The organism is Streptomyces mashuensis, assembly GCF_014654785.1.
In the GTDB taxonomy this organism is placed as follows: domain Bacteria; phylum Actinomycetota; class Actinomycetes; order Streptomycetales; family Streptomycetaceae; genus Streptomyces; species Streptomyces mashuensis.
Genome location: NZ_BNBD01000028.1, coordinates 17,907 through 36,649 on the forward strand (window position 1 = coordinate 17,907; position 18,743 = coordinate 36,649).

At 70.8% G+C, this 18,743-nt stretch carries 16 protein-coding genes; 7 read left to right on the forward strand and 9 right to left on the reverse strand.

Features of this window, described 5'->3' with window-relative positions; genetic code table 11:
- Positions 1-29: 29 nt before the first annotated feature.
- Together IE305_RS32035 and IE305_RS32040 are read left to right on the forward strand one after the other, a co-directional pair.
- Entirely contained in the window at positions 30-2,180 is a 2,151-nt protein-coding gene (locus IE305_RS32035; protein WP_190133363.1) for a hypothetical protein, read from the forward strand.
- 156 nt (positions 2,181-2,336) lie between these two features.
- Positions 2,337-3,383 carry a hypothetical protein gene (locus tag IE305_RS32040; protein WP_190133364.1) on the forward strand — a complete coding sequence of 349 codons (1,047 nt, stop codon included), beginning with the start codon at positions 2,337-2,339 and terminating at the stop codon, positions 3,381-3,383.
- Positions 3,384-3,393: 10 nt separating this feature from the next.
- On the opposite strand, the gene IE305_RS32045 is transcribed toward IE305_RS32040, so the two are convergent.
- Together IE305_RS32045 and IE305_RS32050 are read right to left on the reverse strand one after the other, a co-directional pair.
- A complete protein-coding gene (locus IE305_RS32045; RefSeq protein ID WP_190133365.1) occupies positions 3,394-3,588 on the reverse strand; it encodes a DUF397 domain-containing protein in 195 nt (64 codons plus the stop codon).
- 11 nt (positions 3,589-3,599) lie between these two features.
- Positions 3,600-4,451, reverse strand: coding sequence for a helix-turn-helix domain-containing protein (locus IE305_RS32050; RefSeq protein ID WP_190133366.1), 852 nt, complete (start codon positions 4,449-4,451; stop codon positions 3,600-3,602).
- A gap of 255 nt (positions 4,452-4,706) precedes the next feature.
- Between IE305_RS32050 and IE305_RS32055 the strand changes: the two genes are divergently transcribed.
- The gene (locus tag IE305_RS32055; protein WP_190133367.1) at positions 4,707-5,198 is read left to right on the forward strand and encodes an ATP-binding protein; all 492 of its coding nucleotides are present in this window, start codon (positions 4,707-4,709) and stop codon (positions 5,196-5,198) included.
- A 64-nt stretch (positions 5,199-5,262) separates the two neighbouring features.
- Here IE305_RS32055 and IE305_RS32060 read toward each other — a convergent pair whose 3' ends face one another.
- The 5 genes from IE305_RS32060 to IE305_RS32080 are packed head-to-tail and all read right to left on the reverse strand — an operon-like array spanning position 5,263 to position 9,262.
- Positions 5,263-5,568, reverse strand: a complete 306-nt coding sequence (locus IE305_RS32060; RefSeq protein ID WP_190133368.1) for a WXG100 family type VII secretion target — start codon at positions 5,566-5,568, stop codon at positions 5,263-5,265.
- Positions 5,569-5,622: 54 nt separating this feature from the next.
- The gene (locus tag IE305_RS32065; RefSeq protein WP_190133369.1) at positions 5,623-6,030 is read right to left on the reverse strand and encodes a WXG100 family type VII secretion target; all 408 of its coding nucleotides are present in this window, start codon (positions 6,028-6,030) and stop codon (positions 5,623-5,625) included.
- Positions 6,031-6,081: 51 nt separating this feature from the next.
- Positions 6,082-7,314: a S8 family serine peptidase gene (locus tag IE305_RS32070; protein ID WP_190133370.1), complete on the reverse strand. Its 1,233-nt coding sequence runs from the start codon at positions 7,312-7,314 to the stop codon at positions 6,082-6,084.
- 43 nt (positions 7,315-7,357) lie between these two features.
- On the reverse strand, positions 7,358-8,779 hold the full coding sequence (locus IE305_RS32075; protein ID WP_190133371.1) for a hypothetical protein: 1,422 nt from the start codon (positions 8,777-8,779) through the stop codon (positions 7,358-7,360).
- A gap of 42 nt (positions 8,780-8,821) precedes the next feature.
- Positions 8,822-9,262 carry a DUF2563 family protein gene (locus tag IE305_RS32080; RefSeq protein WP_190133372.1) on the reverse strand — a complete coding sequence of 147 codons (441 nt, stop codon included), beginning with the start codon at positions 9,260-9,262 and terminating at the stop codon, positions 8,822-8,824.
- A 174-nt stretch (positions 9,263-9,436) separates the two neighbouring features.
- Here IE305_RS32080 and IE305_RS32085 point away from each other — a divergent pair, with 174 nt between their 5' ends.
- Positions 9,437-9,688 carry a DUF397 domain-containing protein gene (locus IE305_RS32085; protein ID WP_190133373.1) on the forward strand — a complete coding sequence of 84 codons (252 nt, stop codon included), beginning with the start codon at positions 9,437-9,439 and terminating at the stop codon, positions 9,686-9,688.
- Here the strand turns inward: IE305_RS32085 and mycP are convergent.
- A complete protein-coding gene (gene mycP / locus IE305_RS32090; protein ID WP_190133374.1) occupies positions 9,685-10,905 on the reverse strand; it encodes a type VII secretion-associated serine protease mycosin in 1,221 nt (406 codons plus the stop codon). The genes IE305_RS32085 and mycP overlap by 4 nt on opposite strands.
- A 41-nt stretch (positions 10,906-10,946) precedes the next feature.
- Entirely contained in the window at positions 10,947-12,527 is a 1,581-nt protein-coding gene (gene eccB, locus IE305_RS32095; protein WP_190133375.1) for a type VII secretion protein EccB, read from the reverse strand.
- Between the two features lie 282 nt (positions 12,528-12,809).
- On the opposite strand from eccB, the gene eccE reads away from it, so the two are divergent.
- The 3 genes from eccE (at position 12,810) to IE305_RS33625 (ending at position 18,652) form a co-directional block, all read left to right on the forward strand.
- The gene (eccE, locus tag IE305_RS32100) at positions 12,810-14,195 is read left to right on the forward strand and encodes a type VII secretion protein EccE (protein WP_190133376.1); all 1,386 of its coding nucleotides are present in this window, start codon (positions 12,810-12,812) and stop codon (positions 14,193-14,195) included.
- Entirely contained in the window at positions 14,192-14,920 is a 729-nt protein-coding gene (locus tag IE305_RS32105) for a hypothetical protein (protein ID WP_190133377.1), read from the forward strand. Before eccE ends, IE305_RS32105 begins: the two co-directional genes overlap by 4 nt.
- Before the next feature lie 351 nt (positions 14,921-15,271).
- Entirely contained in the window at positions 15,272-18,652 is a 3,381-nt protein-coding gene (locus tag IE305_RS33625; RefSeq protein ID WP_268255964.1) for an SCO5717 family growth-regulating ATPase, read from the forward strand.
- Positions 18,653-18,743: the final 91 nt, after the last annotated feature.

The window sequence follows — 18,743 nt, forward strand, 5'->3', positions numbered from 1 at the left end:
TGCTTTCCGTGCTCACCTACCACCAGGTGATGACCGTCGACCTCGGCCTGCTGACGAAGGCAGCGGAGAAATGGGACGAGGCGGCGAAGTACTTCGAGACCGTCCAGAAGACGTACGACGGCCAGGTCAAAAGCGTCGGCCTGGACGGCTCGTGGACGGGCGAGGCGAACCTGATGGCCGTCCCGACCATGCAGCAGACGAGCAACCAGTACACGGCGGCGGCCAAAGAGGCCCGCGCCATTGCCTCACTGCTGCGGGACGCCCAGGAACAGTTCACCGACCTGCGCAACAAGCTGAAGTCAACGGTGGCGGAGGCGGAAAAAGCCGGGATGAAGGTCAGCGAGCAGGGCAACGTGGTCGCTTCCATCCGCCTCGACTCGGGTGCCCGCCATGACCCGGACAGCAACACCGAGGCGTACCGCAAGACGATGTCCGAGGCGGCCGCGGCGGAAAAGAGCTGGAGCGAGAGCATCGCCGCCCTGGTCCGCGCCTTCGACGACGCCGACCACGGCGTGCAACTGGCCCTTACGGCGGCTGTCCAGGACACCGACCTCTTCGACGGCTTCGGGAACGGCTTCAACGCGAAGGCCGAGGGCGACATCGAGAAGGTGGAGGCCAGGGAAGCCACCAAGCTCGCAGAGAAGGTCAGGTCGGGGAAGAAACTCGACGCCAAGGAGCTCGCCGAGTCCCAGTGGCTCTTCCGGGACGTGGCACAGGACAAGGACGCGAGCCAGACGTTCCTGAACAACATCGGCCCGGACGGCACGATCGAACTGGCCAACAGGCTGAATGGCTGGGCGTACAGGGACGACAAGGGGCACAAGTCGGCCTACGAGACGATGCAGGCGGGCCTGGCCAGCACGATATCCACCGCGACGGCCGACCCGAAATCCGCTTTCTACGAGAAGTGGCGGGACGGCCTGCGGGAGGCGGGTGGCAAGAACTTCGGCAGCAAGACGGACCCGCTCTACGGTTACCAGTCGTTCGTGAGCCTGATGGGGCATGGTGACCGCTACGGCAAGAAGTTCTTGAACGACCTCGGCGACGACATCATCGTCACGGAGAAAAAGCATCCCGGCATCTGGACCCAAGTGCGTACCCGCCCGGATGTGGAGCCCGACCCGCTGGATCATCTGCTCGGCATCATGAGCAAGAACCCGGACGCCGCAACTTCTTTCCTCGACCCCGGCGAGAAGGAGAGCAACGACCACCTCAAGTACCTGTTCAAGGAACGTGAGTGGCCGAAGAGAATGATAGCGAGCGCCGCTGGGGTCCACACCTACGACATCGACACCAGCAAAGCGGGTCTGGGCGCGGCAGTCGAAGCAGCAGCCACGGGCCACGCTCCCCTGCCGGATGGCGCTCGCCCGGACCCGGAAGCCAAGCACACCATGGCACAGGCACGGGTGATGCACGACACCATTCAGCTCGTGGACCCGGGTTCGAGCAGTGCAGCACCGGAAAACTTGCGGCGACCTCTGGCCAACGCACTCGCAGAGTATTCGACGGACACCCACGAGATCCTTAGTGGCGTCTCGTCCTATCAGGATCACGACGGTGTGAAGAACGACGGCAAGGTCACCATGTCGGTCAAGGAGGACACACTCCTGCGTACCATGCGTGCATTGTCGGAGGACCCCGAGGGCTACGCAACCTTGTTCGGCGCATCATCCGCCCATATATCCAACGAGCTCGACAAACTCTCTCCCCACGACCAGGGAGACGACCGGAATGCCCCTTTGAACAAGTCCGGCGCTGTCCTCGGCTCGTACACCGCCATCCGTGAGGACGTCATCAACGATGCACGGTCGGCGTCGTATTCCGGCGCGGACTGGAAGTCGAAGATGGCGTATCACCTCCTGGGCGGTCTGGTCACTCCGGTCACGGTCGGGGCCGGCGGTTTCCCGATCGGCGACGGTTTGCAGCGAGGAGTGGATACCTGGGCCTGGGCTTGGTCCAACGATATGAAGGCACAAGCCGATTCGGAGGCCAACGCAAAGATCGCCGACAACTATATGGACAGTCAACGGCAGACACGTCTGATGCTCAAAGGCTGGGCGAACGGCCACGGCATTTCGGAAAGCGATGCCCACGGCAGAAACGTCATCGAGGGTATGCACTCGGAATTCCAAGGCGGTTCCACCCGAGGAGTGGAAGCAGCGAAACGCCTTCTGAAGTAATGAATCGTAGAAATTTCAGCTCGAAACCCGACTCGAGGATGTGAACCGGCAGCCATCATGAGAGACCAGCCCCTGGAAGACTCCACGTCGGCAGAGACCGAACCACCTACGGCCAAACGCAAACGGCACCGGTTGGCATTTTCCTTTGTCGGCGCTTTGACGGTGCTGCTGGCAGGCGTAGGGGCCTACCTTCTCTCCGGCGGATACGACCGCTGGCAGACCTCGAGATCCCTGGGCCAGGTCTGCCACGGCGTGCTGCCGCAAAGCGAAATCAAGAAACTGATGCCAGCGAGCGCTCTCCTCGGGACGAACGACCGGATGAGCGAAGGAAAGAGGGGCTGGCTCGACGGCTGCTCGGTGGAAGACGATGGCAAGCCGCGAAGTACGGTCGAGGTCAGCATAGGGTGGACAGCCGACGCCGGTATGCCGCTCTCCGCCCTCGGCCGTATGTATCCCTCCGAGTACGAGGGGCTCGTTGCTCCCATCGGTCACGGCTGGTCAGGGGCCGTTGCCACGATCGGATCCGTCTGGCACGCCAGCACGGTTCTGCGCTGTGAGGACGCACGCAAGAGCCTGTTGATAAGCGTCAAGTGGTACCTGGGTAAGCACGGTCAATCCGCCGGCCTCGGCAGCAAGAGCACCGACCTGGCGAGAGTCGCTACGGAGACCGCCCGGAGGGCCGACTCGCAGTGGGACTGCCGGGGCCGCCCGGGCAACTTCGTGAAGTCCATTTCTCCGGCGAAAGCCCCTGATGGGAACCTGCCGCTCCTCGCGGACTCCGCCGGTAGCTGCCGGCCCGCAGCCTCGCTCGCCCCAATGCTCGAGCAGTATGGAATCCGCCGTGCTCTCGAGGTGCCCTTCGACAATGCTCCCGTCGAGGACTGCTACCTGCTGGACACTGAGAAGAGGCCGGTCTACCGGATCTCTGCCTACTACGGACCATACGCTCGCGATCTCCTCGGCACATCTGCTTCTGCCCGGCAGTCGGAGGAAGCCGGTTCGGACGACCGGTCGGGCTATGCGTGGGCGTCAGCCGAATGCAGCAACTTCTTCGGCACCGCCCGCTTCACCAGCCGTGCCGTCAGGAATGCGGACGGCACCCCCGCGGCCCCACGTGATGCCGGGCTCCAGCGCCAGCTGGTGTCGGCATTCGCCAAGGACGCGGCGCGGAGACACGGGTGCACGGGTCTCCACGTGCCGTAGGCCAGTGGCCTCAGAGCAGGTGGTCCAGCTCGCCGCGCTTTGCCGCCTCGACGAGGTTGCGGAGGCTTTCCGGGGTGGTGGTGATGAGTTCGTCCGGGCGGACGGTTTCGCGGAGTATGAGGGTGCCGTCGGGGGCTTGGCCGAGTTGGAGACAGGCGTTTCCGCCGCCGCCGCAGAAGGGTTCCTGCCAGTCGATGTCGGGCATGAGGGGCTCCTTCAGAGTTCCTTGATGATCCCGTCGATGAACGTGCGCGAGGCGGCCTCGTCGAGGGCGCAGGCTTCCGCTTTCTCGAAGAGCCGTCGGTAGTTGGCCAGCTGCATCTCGGAGTCGATGAAGACCGAGCCGTACGACGTGTCGAGCTGCACCGTGTCCAGCTGGGGCACCGGGCCGCAGGCGTAGAGGATGGTCTGCCCGGCTCCGGGGAAGCCGCCGGCCGCGAACGGGATGACCCGGAGGCTGATCCCGTCGTGCTCACTGACCTGGAGCAGGTACTCCAGCTGCGCCCTGGCGACCTTGCGGCCGCCGAACTGCATTCGCAGGGCGCTCTCGTGGACCACGGCCTCGTACACCGGCGGGTTCTCCCGCTCCAGCACCTCGCGGCGGCGCAGTCGTTGCGCCACCCGTAGGTCGACCTCGTCGGCCGGGAGCTCGGGGATCACCATCTCGAAGATGGCCCGGGCATGGTCCTCGGTCTGCAGGAGCCCGGGGACGTGCGAGGTGAGGGCGTTGCGCAGCTTGGTGGCGTGCCATTCCAGCTCGGCGATGTCGAGGAAGAAGGCCGGGAGCACACCGCGGTACTCCTCCCACCACCCCTTCGTGTGATCCTGCGCCATGTCGGCCAGTGCCTCCACCAACCGGGCGTCGGGGCAGCGGTAGTTGCACGCGAGGGTGCGCACCCGGGCCGCGCTGATGCCGAAGCGGCCGGCTTCCGTGTTGGAGATCCTCGTCCGGTCGACACCCAGCAGGGCGGCCGCATCGGACGCCGACATGCCCGCCTGCTCGCGGAGCTGACGCAGCGCGGCGCCGAGGCGGCGTTGGCGGATCGTCGGATTGCTACGCGGTGGCATGCGACCCCTCTCTCGAACCGACGCTCAGTCTGCCGCGCGCCGGCGACCGCATCCAGTGTTGCGAAGAGGTAGCACAGGGATTCCGGCTTGCGCTACCTTCGGTCGCACTTCACTCACAGACCGTGGCCGGAAGTGCACCGCGCGGCATGCCCACCTTTCCCTGGGGTGGGGTGTGTCCGCGCCCAGGGAGGCGAGCCACCGGCGTGCGGCCTGCGTGTCCGTAACCATCCGCTTCACACCCTGGAGTGAACGCGCATGACCAGCACCGCACTCGCATTCTGTCCGTCCGCGCCGCCGTCCGCGGAAGCCTCCCGGCCCGGGCCCGGCAACTTCGCCTACACGCTCGGCCTGCCCGGCGGCACGTTCTGCCTGGGCACGGCCCGGGGACTCGTACGGCAGGTACTGGACCAGCACCAGCTGGCCGACATGGCCGAACTCGCGGAGCTCGCCGTCTCCGAGCTCCTCACCAACGCCCTCACGTTCACGCCCGGGCATGCCACCCACCTCTCCATGCGGTGGCGGTTCGGCGTGCTGCGGCTGACCGTCTTCGACGAGCATCCGTCGCACTGCGCGTTCAGCCGGCCGGTGTGCCGCCGCCGGCGACGGGAGGGGCTGTCGCTGCTGGACACCGTCGTCTCCGCCTGCGGCGGCATCTGCGGGCTCGCGGAGGTCGAGCTGCCGCTGGGCGGGTCGAAGGCCTGGGTCGTCCTGCCGAGGGAGGCGGCGGCGTTGTATGCGGAGCTGTGAGGGCATACGGCTGGGGCGGGCAACCGGTTGTCGCGTTGCCCGCCCCGCCGGGGTTTCCTCCGGCTCAGTAGCCGACGTCGAACAGGCGCGAGGCCCGGCGGTCGGTCTCGTGGTAGCTCTGCGAGCCGTGGCGAATCGTGGAGGCGACCTTCGTCAGCGTCTCCTTGATGTGGTTGCCGCGCGCGTGGAACTGCGCGTCGGCGGCGTTGAACATCTGGCGGGCCTCACCCTCCCAGCTGTCCGAGACCATGTTGACGGCCGCCCAGATGTCCTTGAGGTTGTCCTCGACGACCTTGGCGGCGGCATCGATGGCCTGCGCCAGTTCCTCCACGTGGGCATAGCTGACCTTGAGGTCGACGTCGCGTCCCATGTCCCCCACTCCTCGTTCTCGTGATGATTGGCTGTTCGGTACGGCTGCGGGGCTTTACAGCGAGTAGCCGTCGATCTTGCTGTTGAGACCGGTGCTGACGTCGCTGCCCACGTTGGTGGGGGCGCTGCCCATCGAACCCAGGTGACCGCCGGCGGCGGCGCCGTTGACGTCGATGCCGCGGAAGGTGGCCAGCACCTCCTGGTCGTTGCCGCCCGAGGAACGGCGGGTGGCGATGGCCGCCTGGTGAATGCCGTCGATGAGGCGGCGCAGCGCGTCGTGGTCGTCGTTGAGCGCGAGCTGCGCGGTGACGAACGCGTCGGCGCCCTTGCCCTGCCAGCCGACACGGACGCTCTCGAGCAGGCTGGCGAGGTTCCGCAGATTCTTCGAGAACGCCTCGGTCACATCACCGATGGTGTTCTCGAACCGCTGGAACGTTGCGTAATCAATTGACTGCTGGGACATGTTCCACCTTCCCCCATGAATTTGACCGGTGAGTTGTTTCGGATTTCGTTCTCACCGCTGTGCCGTCCTTCCCCTGTTCCGGGCGACGACGATGGCTACGACGGTCACGGTGACGAGCACCGCGCCAATGCCGATCGCCGGCCCGAGGACGGATCTGCCACCGTCGCTTCCAGCATCGGGATGCTGGGCGACGGTCGTCTTTTTCTGTGCCTTGTCATCGCCGGACGGCGACGGGTTCGGCGAAGGCTTCTTCGACGACTCCGGCTCGGCTGAGGCGCGGGCCGCGAGGAGCGGGTTGACGTCTGCGGGGCCGGGGTCGCCCTCGCCGTCAAGGAGTACAACGCGAGGGCGGACGATACCGTAACCGAGGTGGGCACTGGGTACGGTGCCGTCCGTCGGTTTGCCGGCGGTGTCCATCATGACGCGCAGCACCTGGTTGTTGGTCCAGTCCGGGTGCTTGGCCCAGATGAGGGCGGCGGAGGCGGAGGCGATGGCGGTGGCTTGGCTCGTGCCGCTTCCTGCACAGAAGCCTGCGCCCTTCTCGCACCGGCCGGGAATTTCGTCACCAGGCGACGCCAGGGCAACATGACTGGCGCTGTTGGAGAACTTGGTGACGGTGCCATTCTCATCCGTGGCTGCGATGGATACGACTCCCGGAAGTGACGCTGGGTAGCTTTCAACGTTGTACCGCTCGCCATCGTTTCCGGCTGCGGCAAAGATCAGGCTTCCCTTGCTCAGCGCGTACTTGACGGCCTCGGCTGTCTTCGGCGGGGGGGCGACAGAGCCCCCCTGCCCCATAGAGACGTTGATCACCCGGGCGCCGTGATCGACCGCGTAGCGGATGGCTCTGCCCATGGGGGCATCAACCAAGCCGACTTCATGCTCAACCCGTACGGGCATGACCTTGGCGCCAGGAGCAAGGCCCTGAATTCCGCCTTTAGCACCGGTACCGGCAATCAGAGTCGCCATGTTGGTCCCGTGGCCGTTGAGGTCAACTGTTGGCCCCTTGACCGTGGACGAGACATCCGTTCCGTCCACGGTTTGTCCAGCAAGTTCGGGAACCGATGCGTCCACACCCGAATCGATGACGGCGACGGTTATTCCCTCGCCCCGTGACACCTTCCACATCGCCTCGGCTTGCATCGCATCCAGGTACCACTGCTTGGAACGCATGTCGTCCGCAACGGCCGGCAAAGCAACTGCGGCCTGCGTCAGGACCACAGCCGCCAGCGCAGACAACGCCGACATGACGCGCCGCGGCATGACGCGGGTCAGGGGTGGCATGAGGCGGCGTTCTCCTTCTGACTCGCCTGGTCGTGACGGGGCCCTACTCAATGACGGGCGGAACGGTCGGACGCTGGCCACTCGTCCACGTGCTCTCTTCCTCGGTCAGGTACGCCGGTCGGTCGGCCTTTCGGCGCTTGGCCCGCTTCACCGACGCACCGTTGCCCTGGACCAGCCCGGTGCCGCCGAGCGTGAACTCGGACCGCGGCCCACGCGTCGAGCGCGGTGTGCCCGCCGTCCCGCCGGGCTCCCATGCCAGCCTGCGGCCGGTACCGGCACCACGCCCTCCTGAGCCGCCACCCGCGGGTGTGCCACCAAAGCCACCACCCACACCTATCGGTGCTCGGCCGGTTCCGGCCTCTCCACCCACCACGGTGCCCCGGGGCAGCTTGGGGGCCCCGCTCTCGTTGCCCGTACGGGCCGGTGTGCCGCCGATGATGCCCTCACGGGGACCTCCGTGCGGCTGACCGCCCGGACGGGAGAATGAGAAGCCTCCGCCCTGACGCCCCGTGCCGGGCACAGGTGAAACCGGCAGCGTCCTGCCTGGAGCATCGATGGGGATATGTGGGACAGTCGCAATCGGCACCATCGGTGTCGGTCCGGGCACACGGCCGGTAGAACGCACATCATCGGGCAATGGAGTCGTGTGCACTGGTGGCAAGGTGTCCGGACTCGGCAGGACAGCTGTGGAGTCCAGGTTTGTCCCAGCTGGGCCTCCCGGAGCCGGGTGGGAGCCGACATGGCCGGTGGCAGGTGAAGAGACACCAGTGGTCGAGGGTACGTCGGTGCTCGGGATGACAGAGCCCGGGCGGCCGGAACTCGCGGGCGCCGAGCCCGGGGCTTCGGACGGCAGACCAGTCGCGCCGGTGAAGGTTCCCGCACTTGATGACGGCGCACCCGGCTCCGAACCGGTACCGTACGGACGCTCCGCATAGTCCCAGTTTTGGCTGAGCGGCAGCGGCTTGAACACCGGCGCCTGCCCGTCCAGCTTCCCCAGCTCCTGGTGCGTGACCCTGTAGGCGTCGTCCAGCAGCGTCATCAGGTGGGCCGCTGCCTTCTGTTTCGACTCCAGGCCCTCCATGCGCGTCTTTTCCTTGGCAGGGTCCACCGAGCACGCTTCCATGGGCGGCATGGCTGCTTTGACTTCCGTCAGGCGGTCACCCGCGTTTTGCAGCCATGATCCTGCCGCCCACGCATACTCGGCCAGCTTGTACGCCTGGATGACCAGGTCGCTGCCCCATTGGCGGAAGGCTTCGCCGCCTTCGCCGTACCAGTTCACGCGGTCGATGTGGGACTTGAGGATCGCCGTGAGGAAGGTCAGGTCTTCGCCTGCTGTCTGCAGGGCGTAGGCGGTGTTGGTGACATGGCTCGGGTTGGCGTCGGCGATCATTCCGAACAGTTCGTAGAAACTGTGGTCCTCGAACGGGCCCTTCTTTCCGCCCGCCTTGCCCTTCTCGGTGCTCACGTGCCTTGCCTCCCCCTTGTTCTCCTCGTACCGCCGACGGCGCTAGTAGCCCGCCTTTTTGCCGTCCTTCGAGCCGGCGCCCTTGTCGTTCCCATGGCCGCCGGAATGCTTCTGGGCCTCGCGGAAGTGACGCTCCGTCCGTTCCTGGATGGCGCGCATGCGTGCTTCCTGTTCGGCGTCCACCCCGTCGTAGCCGCGGTCGGCGACCAGGGCGGCGAGGCCCGCAGCCTCGATCTGGTCGCCGAAGACGCGGGACAGCTCCTTCAGGCGGGTGTGCACCGTCTCGTAGACGCTGTGCAGGACCTCTGCGGAGTGGAAGTCCTTGCCGTACGCGCTCTTGGCGATCGTACGGTGGTCCAGTGACGTCTGTGACGCCTGGGAATCCTCCAGCATCCTCAGGATCGAGTCGATCCTGCCCTTGAACGTGCTGAGTGTCTCGGCGTCCTTGCCGAGGTACTTGCCGTGCGGGTCGTGGTCAACCAACCCCGTTCCCTCCCCGTGTAGCGCTCAGTGAGCACCTAGCCGTCACTTTAGTCACTGTGTGCGTCAGCCATCGACCAGATAAGGCCGAATGCCTGTGCCGTTGGCCACCCCGTTGCTAGCGTCGTCGCTGCCCGCAACCGTCCCAGTCGACCGAGCAGAGCGAGGAGCCGCACCGTGGCCACCCAGGAAGAGACCGAAGCGCTGTACGCCATGGACATCTCGGGTGCCGAGTGGCTCAGTGCGCCGGACGACACCTCCGACGTCAAGGTGGAGATCGCCTACCTCGAAGGCGGTGCCGTCGCCATGCGGTCCTCCGCCGACCCCGACACCGTCCTCCGCTACACCGCCAGCGAGTGGCACGCCTTCGTTCTCGGCGTGCGGGACGGAGAGTTCGACATCGAGCTGGACGAGGAGCAGGAAGGCTAGGTCCTTGCCGCTCCTCTGCGGCGGTTTCGTTCCCTCGCCACCATCGACGCCCCCGTGACCGCCGCCACCAGCACCGCCGTGCCGCCCAGCACGTACGTCGCCAAGCGCACCTGCCGGTCCTGGGCGCTCTCGCCCACCGGCAGTGGTGCCGGTCTCGGGGCCGCCGCGCCGTGGACCGGGCCCTTGGGGAGGGTCACCTGGTCGAGGGGGCGTTCGTCCTCCGACAGGGCGCGGACCGGGTCGACGACGCCCCAGCCGACATAGCGGTCGCGGCCGTTGACGGCCCGTTCCGCGGTCTGCTCGATCTGGGCGACGACCTGGTTCTGTTTCCAGTCGGGGTGCTTCGCGCGGATGAGAGCCGCGACGCCCGCCACGTAGGGCGCCGAGAAGCTCGTGCCGTGGTCGGCGCACTGGCCGCCGCCCGGCACCGTGGAGACCATGTCGACGCCCGGCGCCGCGACGCCGATGAAGTCGCCCGGCTGGGAGAAGTAGGCCCGTTCGTTGTTGCGGTCGGACGCGCCGACGGCCAGGACGCCCGGGTAGGCGGCGGGGTACGTCGGCTTGGACGTGCCGTCCGCGCCGTCGTTGCCGGCCGAGGCGACCACGACGACGTCCTGTGCGAGGGCGTACTGCACGGCTCGTTCCAGGTCGGAGTCGGGCTTGAGGCGGTCGGCGGTGTCCTGCGAGATGTTGATGACGCGGGCGCCGGCCTCCACGGCCTGCTTCACGGCCACCGCGAGCGTCTGCGTCGAGCCGGTGCCCTTCTCGTCGTTCTGCCGGATCGGGATGATCACCGACTCGGGGGCGAGGCCCACGAAACCGCTGCTGGGCGTCGGGCGGGCGGCGATGATGCCGGCCACCTTCGTGCCGTGGCCGACCGGGTCGACGGTCGGGCCGCGGAGGGTGTCCTTCGGGCCCGTGAGCAGGTCGCTGCCGCTCTTGACGTCGACGGCGCCGGCCAGTTGCGGGTTCCGTACGTCCACGCCGGTGTCGATGACCGCGACGCGCACCGGGCGGCCCTGAGCGTCCTTGCCCTTGGTGTCCTGCCACAGCTGGTCCAGCAGGACGCGTTGCAGCGACCACGGCGTGCCCTTGATGGGCTTCGCCGGGTAGGTGCATTCGCCGCTGCCTGCCAGGTGCACGGCCGTCGCGTCGGCGGCCGCCACCTCGGCGGGTGTCGTCAGGGTGAGCAGGGTCAGCAGGGCACCTGTCGCCATTGCCCTCTTCGTGACTCTTACCACCGTCCCCGTTCCCCTCCTCACGAGCCCTGCGGCTGGCGGGCGCTGTTGGTGTCCAGCCGCGGACCGGTGGGCAGGAACTGCGACCAGTTGGCCGGTACGGCGACGGGGGCGACCTTCTGGTAGCCGAGCCGGACGCGGGCCTGGTCCGCTTCCTTGCCGCCGGCGCCCGCCTCCCCCGGCTCCGGCGGTGCGGACGCCGCGTCGCCGATCCGCGACTTGGCCGTACCGCTGTCGCTGTTGGACTGCACGGCGTAGCGCAGCCCGGTGTCGGTGACGAGGAAGACGGTGCCGCTCTGCGTCTGGCGGCCGGTGACCTGGCGGTAGAGCAGGCCGGAGCCGGGGGTGACATACGCGCTGGTGGCGCCGTCGGGGACGGTGGCGGGGTAGCCCTTGCCGGCCCAGACGCCCAGTTCGGGCGTGCCGTCGTCGTTCATGCCGGTGAGGAGGCTGCACACGGTGTCGTTGGGGCGGCCGGTGCCGAGCGGGTCGGCGAAGTTGACCTGCCGGGGGACGAGGGTGGGCCAGCGGTTCTGGCCGGCGAACTCTTCGGCGTCCGGTGTGAACGCGGCCGGGCTGACGCGTTCGGGCGTGCCGGCCTGGCCGAGGGATGCCAGGGTCTTGCTGCTGAGCAGCAGCTTGGCGGTGAAGGCGGAGACGCGGGCGACCTTGCCGGGCAGGACGACGTAGTGCTGGGTGCTGGTGCCGGTGGGGGCCTGGAGGACCATGCCGACGCGGTTGGCGCGGTCGCCGAGGCTGGGGATGCCGGCGGGGCGGCCGGGCTGGCCGGGCACCTCGGGGAAGGTGATGGGCGTGCCCTCGTTGAGGGTGGCGAGCCATTCCTTGGTGACGTGCTGCGGCTGGGCGCCGTCGCGGAAGAGGGCGCGCAGCAGGAGGTTGCGGTCGGCGGCGTCGCCGGACTTGCCGTCGGGGGCGCCGACGGCGTAGCGGGTGCCGCGGGGGTCGACGAGGTAGCGGGCCTCGTCGGGCCCTTCGACGTACAGCGCCTGGCCGGCGCGCAGCCGCTGCGGACCGTCGAGCGTCTTGCCCTTGGGGTCGTGGGCGGCGAAGAGGAAGACGGCCTTCTGCGTGGTGTTGCCGTTGGTGCCGCCGGGCTGCTGGCAGACGGCCCACCGCTTCTCCTTGCCGGCCTCCTTGTCGGACGGCATGCGGTCGGGCGCGTAGGGGATGCCGAGGGTGGGGCCGCGCGGGATGTGGCCGTCGTCCAGCTCCGACTCGCGGACCTTGATGAACTGCGACTTGCCCGGGTTGAGGAGGAGCTTCGCGGAGGCGAGGTTGAGGACGGGGTGGAGCTGCTTCTTGCCGTCCGTGACGAGCACGACGTACCGGGTGGTGGAGTCGCTGCCCACGATCACGTGCGCGGCCTCGTCGTCCCAGCCCTTGGGCGCGACGGGCCGGAAGACGCCCCACGCGCCGAAGCCCGCGACCAGCAGGGCGCCGACGACGATGCCGGGCAGCACGGTGCGCAGGGGGCGCGGAGCGCCTTCCTCCGATCCGCCGGCCGAGGGCTGGAGGAACGCGGCGACCGTCCGCTTCTTCGCGAACGTGTAGGCGTTGAGTTCGTCCCGCCGTGATGCCATGTCGAGCCGTTTCTCCCCCGTCTTGGCTGTGGTCGTGGCTGTGGCCGTGCCTGTGGTCCCTGTGGCGGTGGCCGTCGCTGCGGCCGTCGCTGCGGCCTTCGCTGTGGTGCCGGCCGGGGCCCGGCCACGGGGCCTGGCCATTGGTCGTGCCCTGCGGCCCGGCTGTGTCGGACCGAGCCTCTACTATGCCGGTACGTGATCGACGCGTGTCGCCGGGGGACCTCACCGGCGGGCGCGCGGACGCGGACGCAGAGGACGGACGCAGAGGGGGGCTTGGCGGTCATGGCTGCTGCCGCGACGCGCGTACGGGCCGCGGGTGACCCGGTGGGTACCGCCGGCGGGCCGGCGGACGGTGCGCCGGGCGGTGCCGCCGGCGGTGCCGCGGGGGCGGTCGTGCCCCGGCCGGCGCCGGGCCGCGGCGCGCTGGGCCCGGTACGGCTCCAGCAGCTGGTGCTGCTGGAGGTGGCGGCGGCGCTGGTGCTGGTGGCCTGGGTCGTGGACCGGCTGCTCGTGGCACCGGCCGCCGTGGTGGCCGCGCTGCTGGTGGTGCTGGCGGTGCTCCGGCCGGGCCGGCGGCCCGTCACGGAGTGGCTGGCCTCGCGGCAGGCGCTGCGCCGCCGGGCGGTACGGGCGGCGGCCGAGCCGCCCGCGCCGGGCACGGACCCGCGCCTGGCGCCGGCCGTCGAGTGCGAACCGGCGCTGCGGACGGTCTCCTTCGACGTTCCCGCGCCGCTCGCCGGGCCGGGCTCCGACGACGAGCTGCGCTCGGTGGGCCTGGTGGGCGACGGTACGTTCCTCACCGCCGTCATACGGGTCGACGCCGTGGACCGGCCGTTGCGGCCCGGGCGGGGCGAACGCGCCCTGCCGCTGGGCCTGCTGCGGGACGCCCTGGACGTGGACGGCATCCGCCTGGAGTCGGCACAGGTCGTGCAGAGCACGCTGCCGGCGCCCGCGCCGCACCTGTCGGGGCAGGGCCTGGCGGCCCGCAACTACGCGCCGTTGCACGCGGTGACGGCGTCGCCGGCCGTACGGCAGACGTGGGTGGCGCTGAAGTTCGACCCCGAGCTGTGCCCGGAGGCCGTCGAGGCGCGGGGCGGCGGGGTCCGCGGGGCCCGGCGGTGCGTGCTGCGGGTGGCCGACCAGGTGGCGAGCCGGCTCCGGGGCGCGGGCTTCCGGGCGGTGCTGCTGACGGAGGACGAGCTGACGGCCGCGCTGGCGACGGCGGCCTGCCTCAACCCGGCCGCCACGGAGCAGGCGGGCCGTACGGGTGCGCCTGCGCGGCGGACGGCCGAGACGGCGCGCGCCTGGCGCTGCGACGACCGGTGGCACACCACGTACTGGGTGAGCCGCTGGCCCCGCCTGGGCACGGGCACGGGTGCGGGCGGGGGCGCGGTGGCGCTGCCCGAGCTGGCGGCCCTGCTCACCACGTTGCCGGCGCTGTCGACGACGCTCAGCCTGACGCTGGGGCGCGGCCGGACGGTCGCGGGGCGACACGCCCCCACCCTGACGGGACATATACGGATATGCGGGCGCAGTGCGGATGAAGTGCACGAACTGGGCCGCGCGTTGGAGCGGGCCGCGCGCGGGGCGAAGGCCGGCCTGACGCGGCTGGACCACGACCAGGTGCCCGGTGTCCTCGCCACTCTGCCCCTGGGAGGCACGCGGTGACGGCTGTTTCACCCGGTCCGGCCGGGCCGCGCTTCGGGTTCGGGCTGCTCGGGCCGCGGCGCGGGCGGCACGAGCTGTCCCCCGAGGAGTGCGACGCACTGGCGTTGCCCGTCGGTGACGACGGCGTGGTCATCGGCTCGGACGACCAGGGCCTGCCGGCCGTGCTGGGGCTGGGCCGGCCGGTGCCGTTCGACGTGCTGCTCATCGGCAGCGCGTGGACGGCGCAGGTCATCGCGTTGCGGGCGGTCGCCACGGGCGCCCGGGTGGCGGTGGAGACCGGGCGCCGCGCCCTGTGGTCGGCGCTGGCCGGTGCGGCCAACAGCGAGCAGCAGTGCGTCACGTTGTACGACGTGGGGCGGGTGCCGCCGCAGGGGCCGTCGCTGCACAGCCCCGTGGTCGTCCTGCGCGACTGCGGCGTACGGCCGCCGCGCGGCCGCCTCGGCGCCGCGCCCTGGCAGTCGGTGGTGACCCTGCTGCCCTTCCCCGGCCCCACGACGGAGCGGCTGATGGGCCGCGCCGACCTCGTCGGCATCCAGCGCGTCTCGCCGGAGGAGGCGCGTGTGCTGGGCCGGGCGATGCGGCTGGCGGCGCAGGACGTCGAGGCGCTGTCCACGCTGCCGGAAGGCGTCACGCTGTGGTGCACGCGTACGTCACGTACGTACGTCGCCACGCGGCCGACCGAGCCCGAGGCCGAACTGCTGGGTCCCGCGCGGCGCGTGGACTGACCCCGCGCGCGGTGCGCGGAGCGACCCGTTCGCCTGCCGCCGTCGCGTGCGCTCGCGCGCTGTCGCGCGCCGTGTTCCGGACCGGCCGGCCGGGAAAGGCTCGTGGCACGAGGGGGTGGTGGGGGAAAGCGGTGGCGTGGGGACGGCCCTGCCGCATGAATACGGATGACGATTAGTCTGTATGACCGTACGCACGGGAGAACCGACGCCGGGGCCCTTGACGTGACGGCCGTGACGGCGGTGACGGATGGCAACCCGGGCGGTCGGGGCTACAGGAACGGTCGGCCCCGCCGGATCCACCCTTCGACCCCTTGAATCCCTGGGCGCCGGACCACACCAGCAGGAGGCATTGTGAGCAGCGATCGGGACGAGATCCGCGCGGCCGGGAGGACAGCCGGCGAGGACCGGCCCGACGCCGCCGAGCGCGACGACCGCACGAGGGACGCGGAGTACGAGCCCGAGCACACGGGCGAGTTCACGATCGACTACACGCCGCCGGCGTGGTACACGCAGAGCCCCGCCGCAGCAGCGGCGGCGAGCGCGGCCACCCCGCCGCCGCCTCCTTCGGGTGATCCGCTGCCGTTGCCGTCGGGCGACGGCGCGGGCTGGGCGGCGACCCCGGTGCCGCCGGGTGATTTGCCTCCGCTGCCGCCGAACTTCCCGCCGGCGGCGTCGGCCGGCGACGGGTTCCCGCACCCGGAGGGTGCGGCGACCGGTGACGCGGCGGGTGACGCCGCGGCGGCGAGCGCGCGGGCGGCGGCGCCGGCCGACCCCGACACGTCTGTGGCCGCCACGGACGACGGCGCCGGCCCGGACACCGGTGCGCCGGGCGATGCTCCGCAGGCGGGTACGTCCCCGGTTGCGGGGGGTGCGGGAGACCCGTACGCGCTGCAGCAGCCGGGGGTTCCCGGCGCGCCCCTGCCGTCGGCGGCTCAGGCCGCCTCGAAGGGGGCCGACCCGCACGGCCCGGCCCCGTCGCCCGGCGAGGCCGCGGCCGAGCCTGCCGCCGGCCTTGCTGCGCCCAACAGCGCCGCGCCGGGTGCGGACCCGTATGCCGCCGCGGCCGGCAACGCGGCCCCGGGCGCCGACGAGGGTGCGTACGCACCGGCTCCCGGCGACGCGGGCGCCGCCGACTCCGCGACTGGCGCGGGGGAGCCGCCCTACGGCAACACCTCGGCCCCGGGCACGACCCCGCACGCCCCCGCCACGGCCGACGCCGGCGAGCCCTCCCACGGCACCCCCCAGGCGCCCGGCCACGAGGTCGCCGCCCAGTCCGCAGCACCGCACGGCACCGCCCCCGCCGAGGCAGCGCCCCACGGCACCGCCCCGGCCCCCGGCGCGAGCCCGTACGCCACCGCGCCCGGCGACGCAGGCACCGCCAACCCCACAGCACCGCACGGCACCGCCCAGGTGCCCAGCAGCGCAGTCGCCGCCGATCCCGCAGCACCGCACAGCAACGCACCCGGCACCGGTGCGAGCCCTTACGCCCCCGCCCCCGCGTCGCCCTACGGTGCCGCACAGGCACCCGGCGCCAACTCCGCAGCGCCCCACAGCGGTCAGACGCCTGACGCGGGCGGCACCAACCTCACGGCGCCCAACAGCGCCGCGCCCGTTACAGGCGAGCCCTCCCACGGCGCCGCCCCGGCTCCCGGCACCAGCCCGTACGCCGCTGCGCCCGGCGGCGCAGTCGCCGCCGACCCCACAGCACCGCACAACGTCGCGCCGGGCACCAGCGCAAGCCCGTACGCACCCGCCTCGCCATACGGCACGGTCCCGGCGCCCGGCACCGCTCACCCCGCCGGCCCCGAGGCGCAGCACAACACCGCCCCCGGCACCGAACCGAGCCCCTACGCCCAGGCGCCCGGCACCGCCTCGCCCTACGGCACCGCCCAGGCGCCCGGCAACGCAGTCGCCGCCGCTGCGGCACCGCACAGCACCGGCCCCGGCGACGCGGCCGCCGCCAACTCCGCCGCACCGCACGGCGGAGCCCCATACGCTGCCGCGCCCCACGGCGGTCCGGCTCCCGCCCCCGGCGACGCGGCTGCCGCCAACCCCGCAGCACCGCACGGCACCGCCCCCGGCGCAAACCCGTACGCCCCCGCCTCGCCCTACGGCACCGCCCCCATGCCCGGCAACGCAGCGCCCTACGGCAGCACCCCGGTTGGCACGGCCGGCGCGCCCGCCCCGGGCGAGAGCCCGTACACACAGGCCCCCGCCCCCGGCGCCGCAGCGCCCCACGGCACCGCCCCGGCCGGCGCGCCCGGCGTCCCCGCACCCGGCAGCGCAGCACCCCACGGCACCACCCCGGCCGGCGCGCCCGGCACGCCCACCCCGGGCGAGACCCCGTACACACAGGCCCCCACACCCGCCAACGCAGCACCCCACACCACCGCCCCGGCCGGCACCCCCGGCGAGAGCCCGTACACACAGGCCCCCACACCCAACCCGTACGCGCCCGCGCCCGGCACCACCCCGTACGCCCCCGCCCCCGGCCAGACCCCCGCCCCCTCGCCCTACGCCCCGCCCGGCAATCCTCAAGCGCCCCAGGGCGGTTACGGTTACCCCGGTGCCGGCAGCGGCGCCGCGGGCGGGTACGGCTACCCGCAGCCCCAGGCGCAGCCGCAGCCGCAGGTGCCCGGTGACGGTCCCGTCGATCCGCGTGCCGGTGGGTGGCCTGCCGTTGCGCCTGAGCAGCGGCAGCGGGCCGTGCACGGGGCGCCGCTCGGGTACACCGCCGCCGTGGAGCTGTCGTCCGAGCGGTTGCTCAAGGGCAAGCCCAAGCCGAAGAAGCAGAGCGCCGCCTCGCGCTTCAAGTTCGGTGCGCGCAAGGAGGAGGCCGAGCGGCAGCGCAAGCTGGAGCTCATCCGTACGCCCGTGATGTCGTGCTACCGCATCGCCGTCATCAGCCTCAAGGGCGGCGTCGGCAAGACGACCACGACCACCGCCCTGGGCTCGACGCTCGCCCTGGAGCGCCAGGACAAGATCCTCGCCATCGACGCCAACCCCGACGCCGGCACCCTCGGCCGTCGCGTGCGGCGCGAGACCGGCGCCACCATCCGGGATCTCGTCCAGGCCATTCCCAACCTCAACAGCTACATGGACATCCGGCGCTTCACCTCGCAGGCGCCGTCCGGGCTGGAGATCATCGCCAACGACGTCGACCCGGCCGTCTCCACCACCTTCAACGACGAGGACTACCGCCGCGCCATAGACGTGCTCGGCAAGCAGTACCCGGTGATCCTCACCGACTCCGGCACCGGCCTCCTCTACAGCGCCATGCGTGGCGTCCTCGACCTCGCCGACCAGCTGATCATCATCTCCACGCCCTCCGTCGACGGCGCGAGCAGCGCCAGCACCACGCTCGACTGGCTCGGCGCCCACGGCTACGGCGACCTGGTCTCGCGCAGCATCACCGTCATCTCCGGGGTCCGCGAGACCGGCAAGATGATCAAGGTGGAGGACATCGTCGCCCACTTCGAGACCCGCTGCCGCGGCGTCGTCGTCGTGCCCTTCGACGAGCACCTCGCCGCCGGCGCCGAGGTCGACCTCGACATGATGCGGCCCAAGACCCGCGAGGCCTACTTCGACCTCGCCGCCATGGTCGCGGAGGACTTCGTCCGCACCCAGCAGCAGGCCCAGGCCCCTGCCCCCTTCTACCCGCCCGCCGCCTACCAGCAGCCCCCGGGCTGGCCCCAGTCCCCCTCCGGGGACCCCCTGCCGCCCCAGACCTGACCCTCAACAGGGGAAGGGCCCCGGAGCTGCTCTTGGGTTCTAGGAGTCGTTGCAACACCCCAGTTCAGGGGATGCATTGGACTTCGAGATC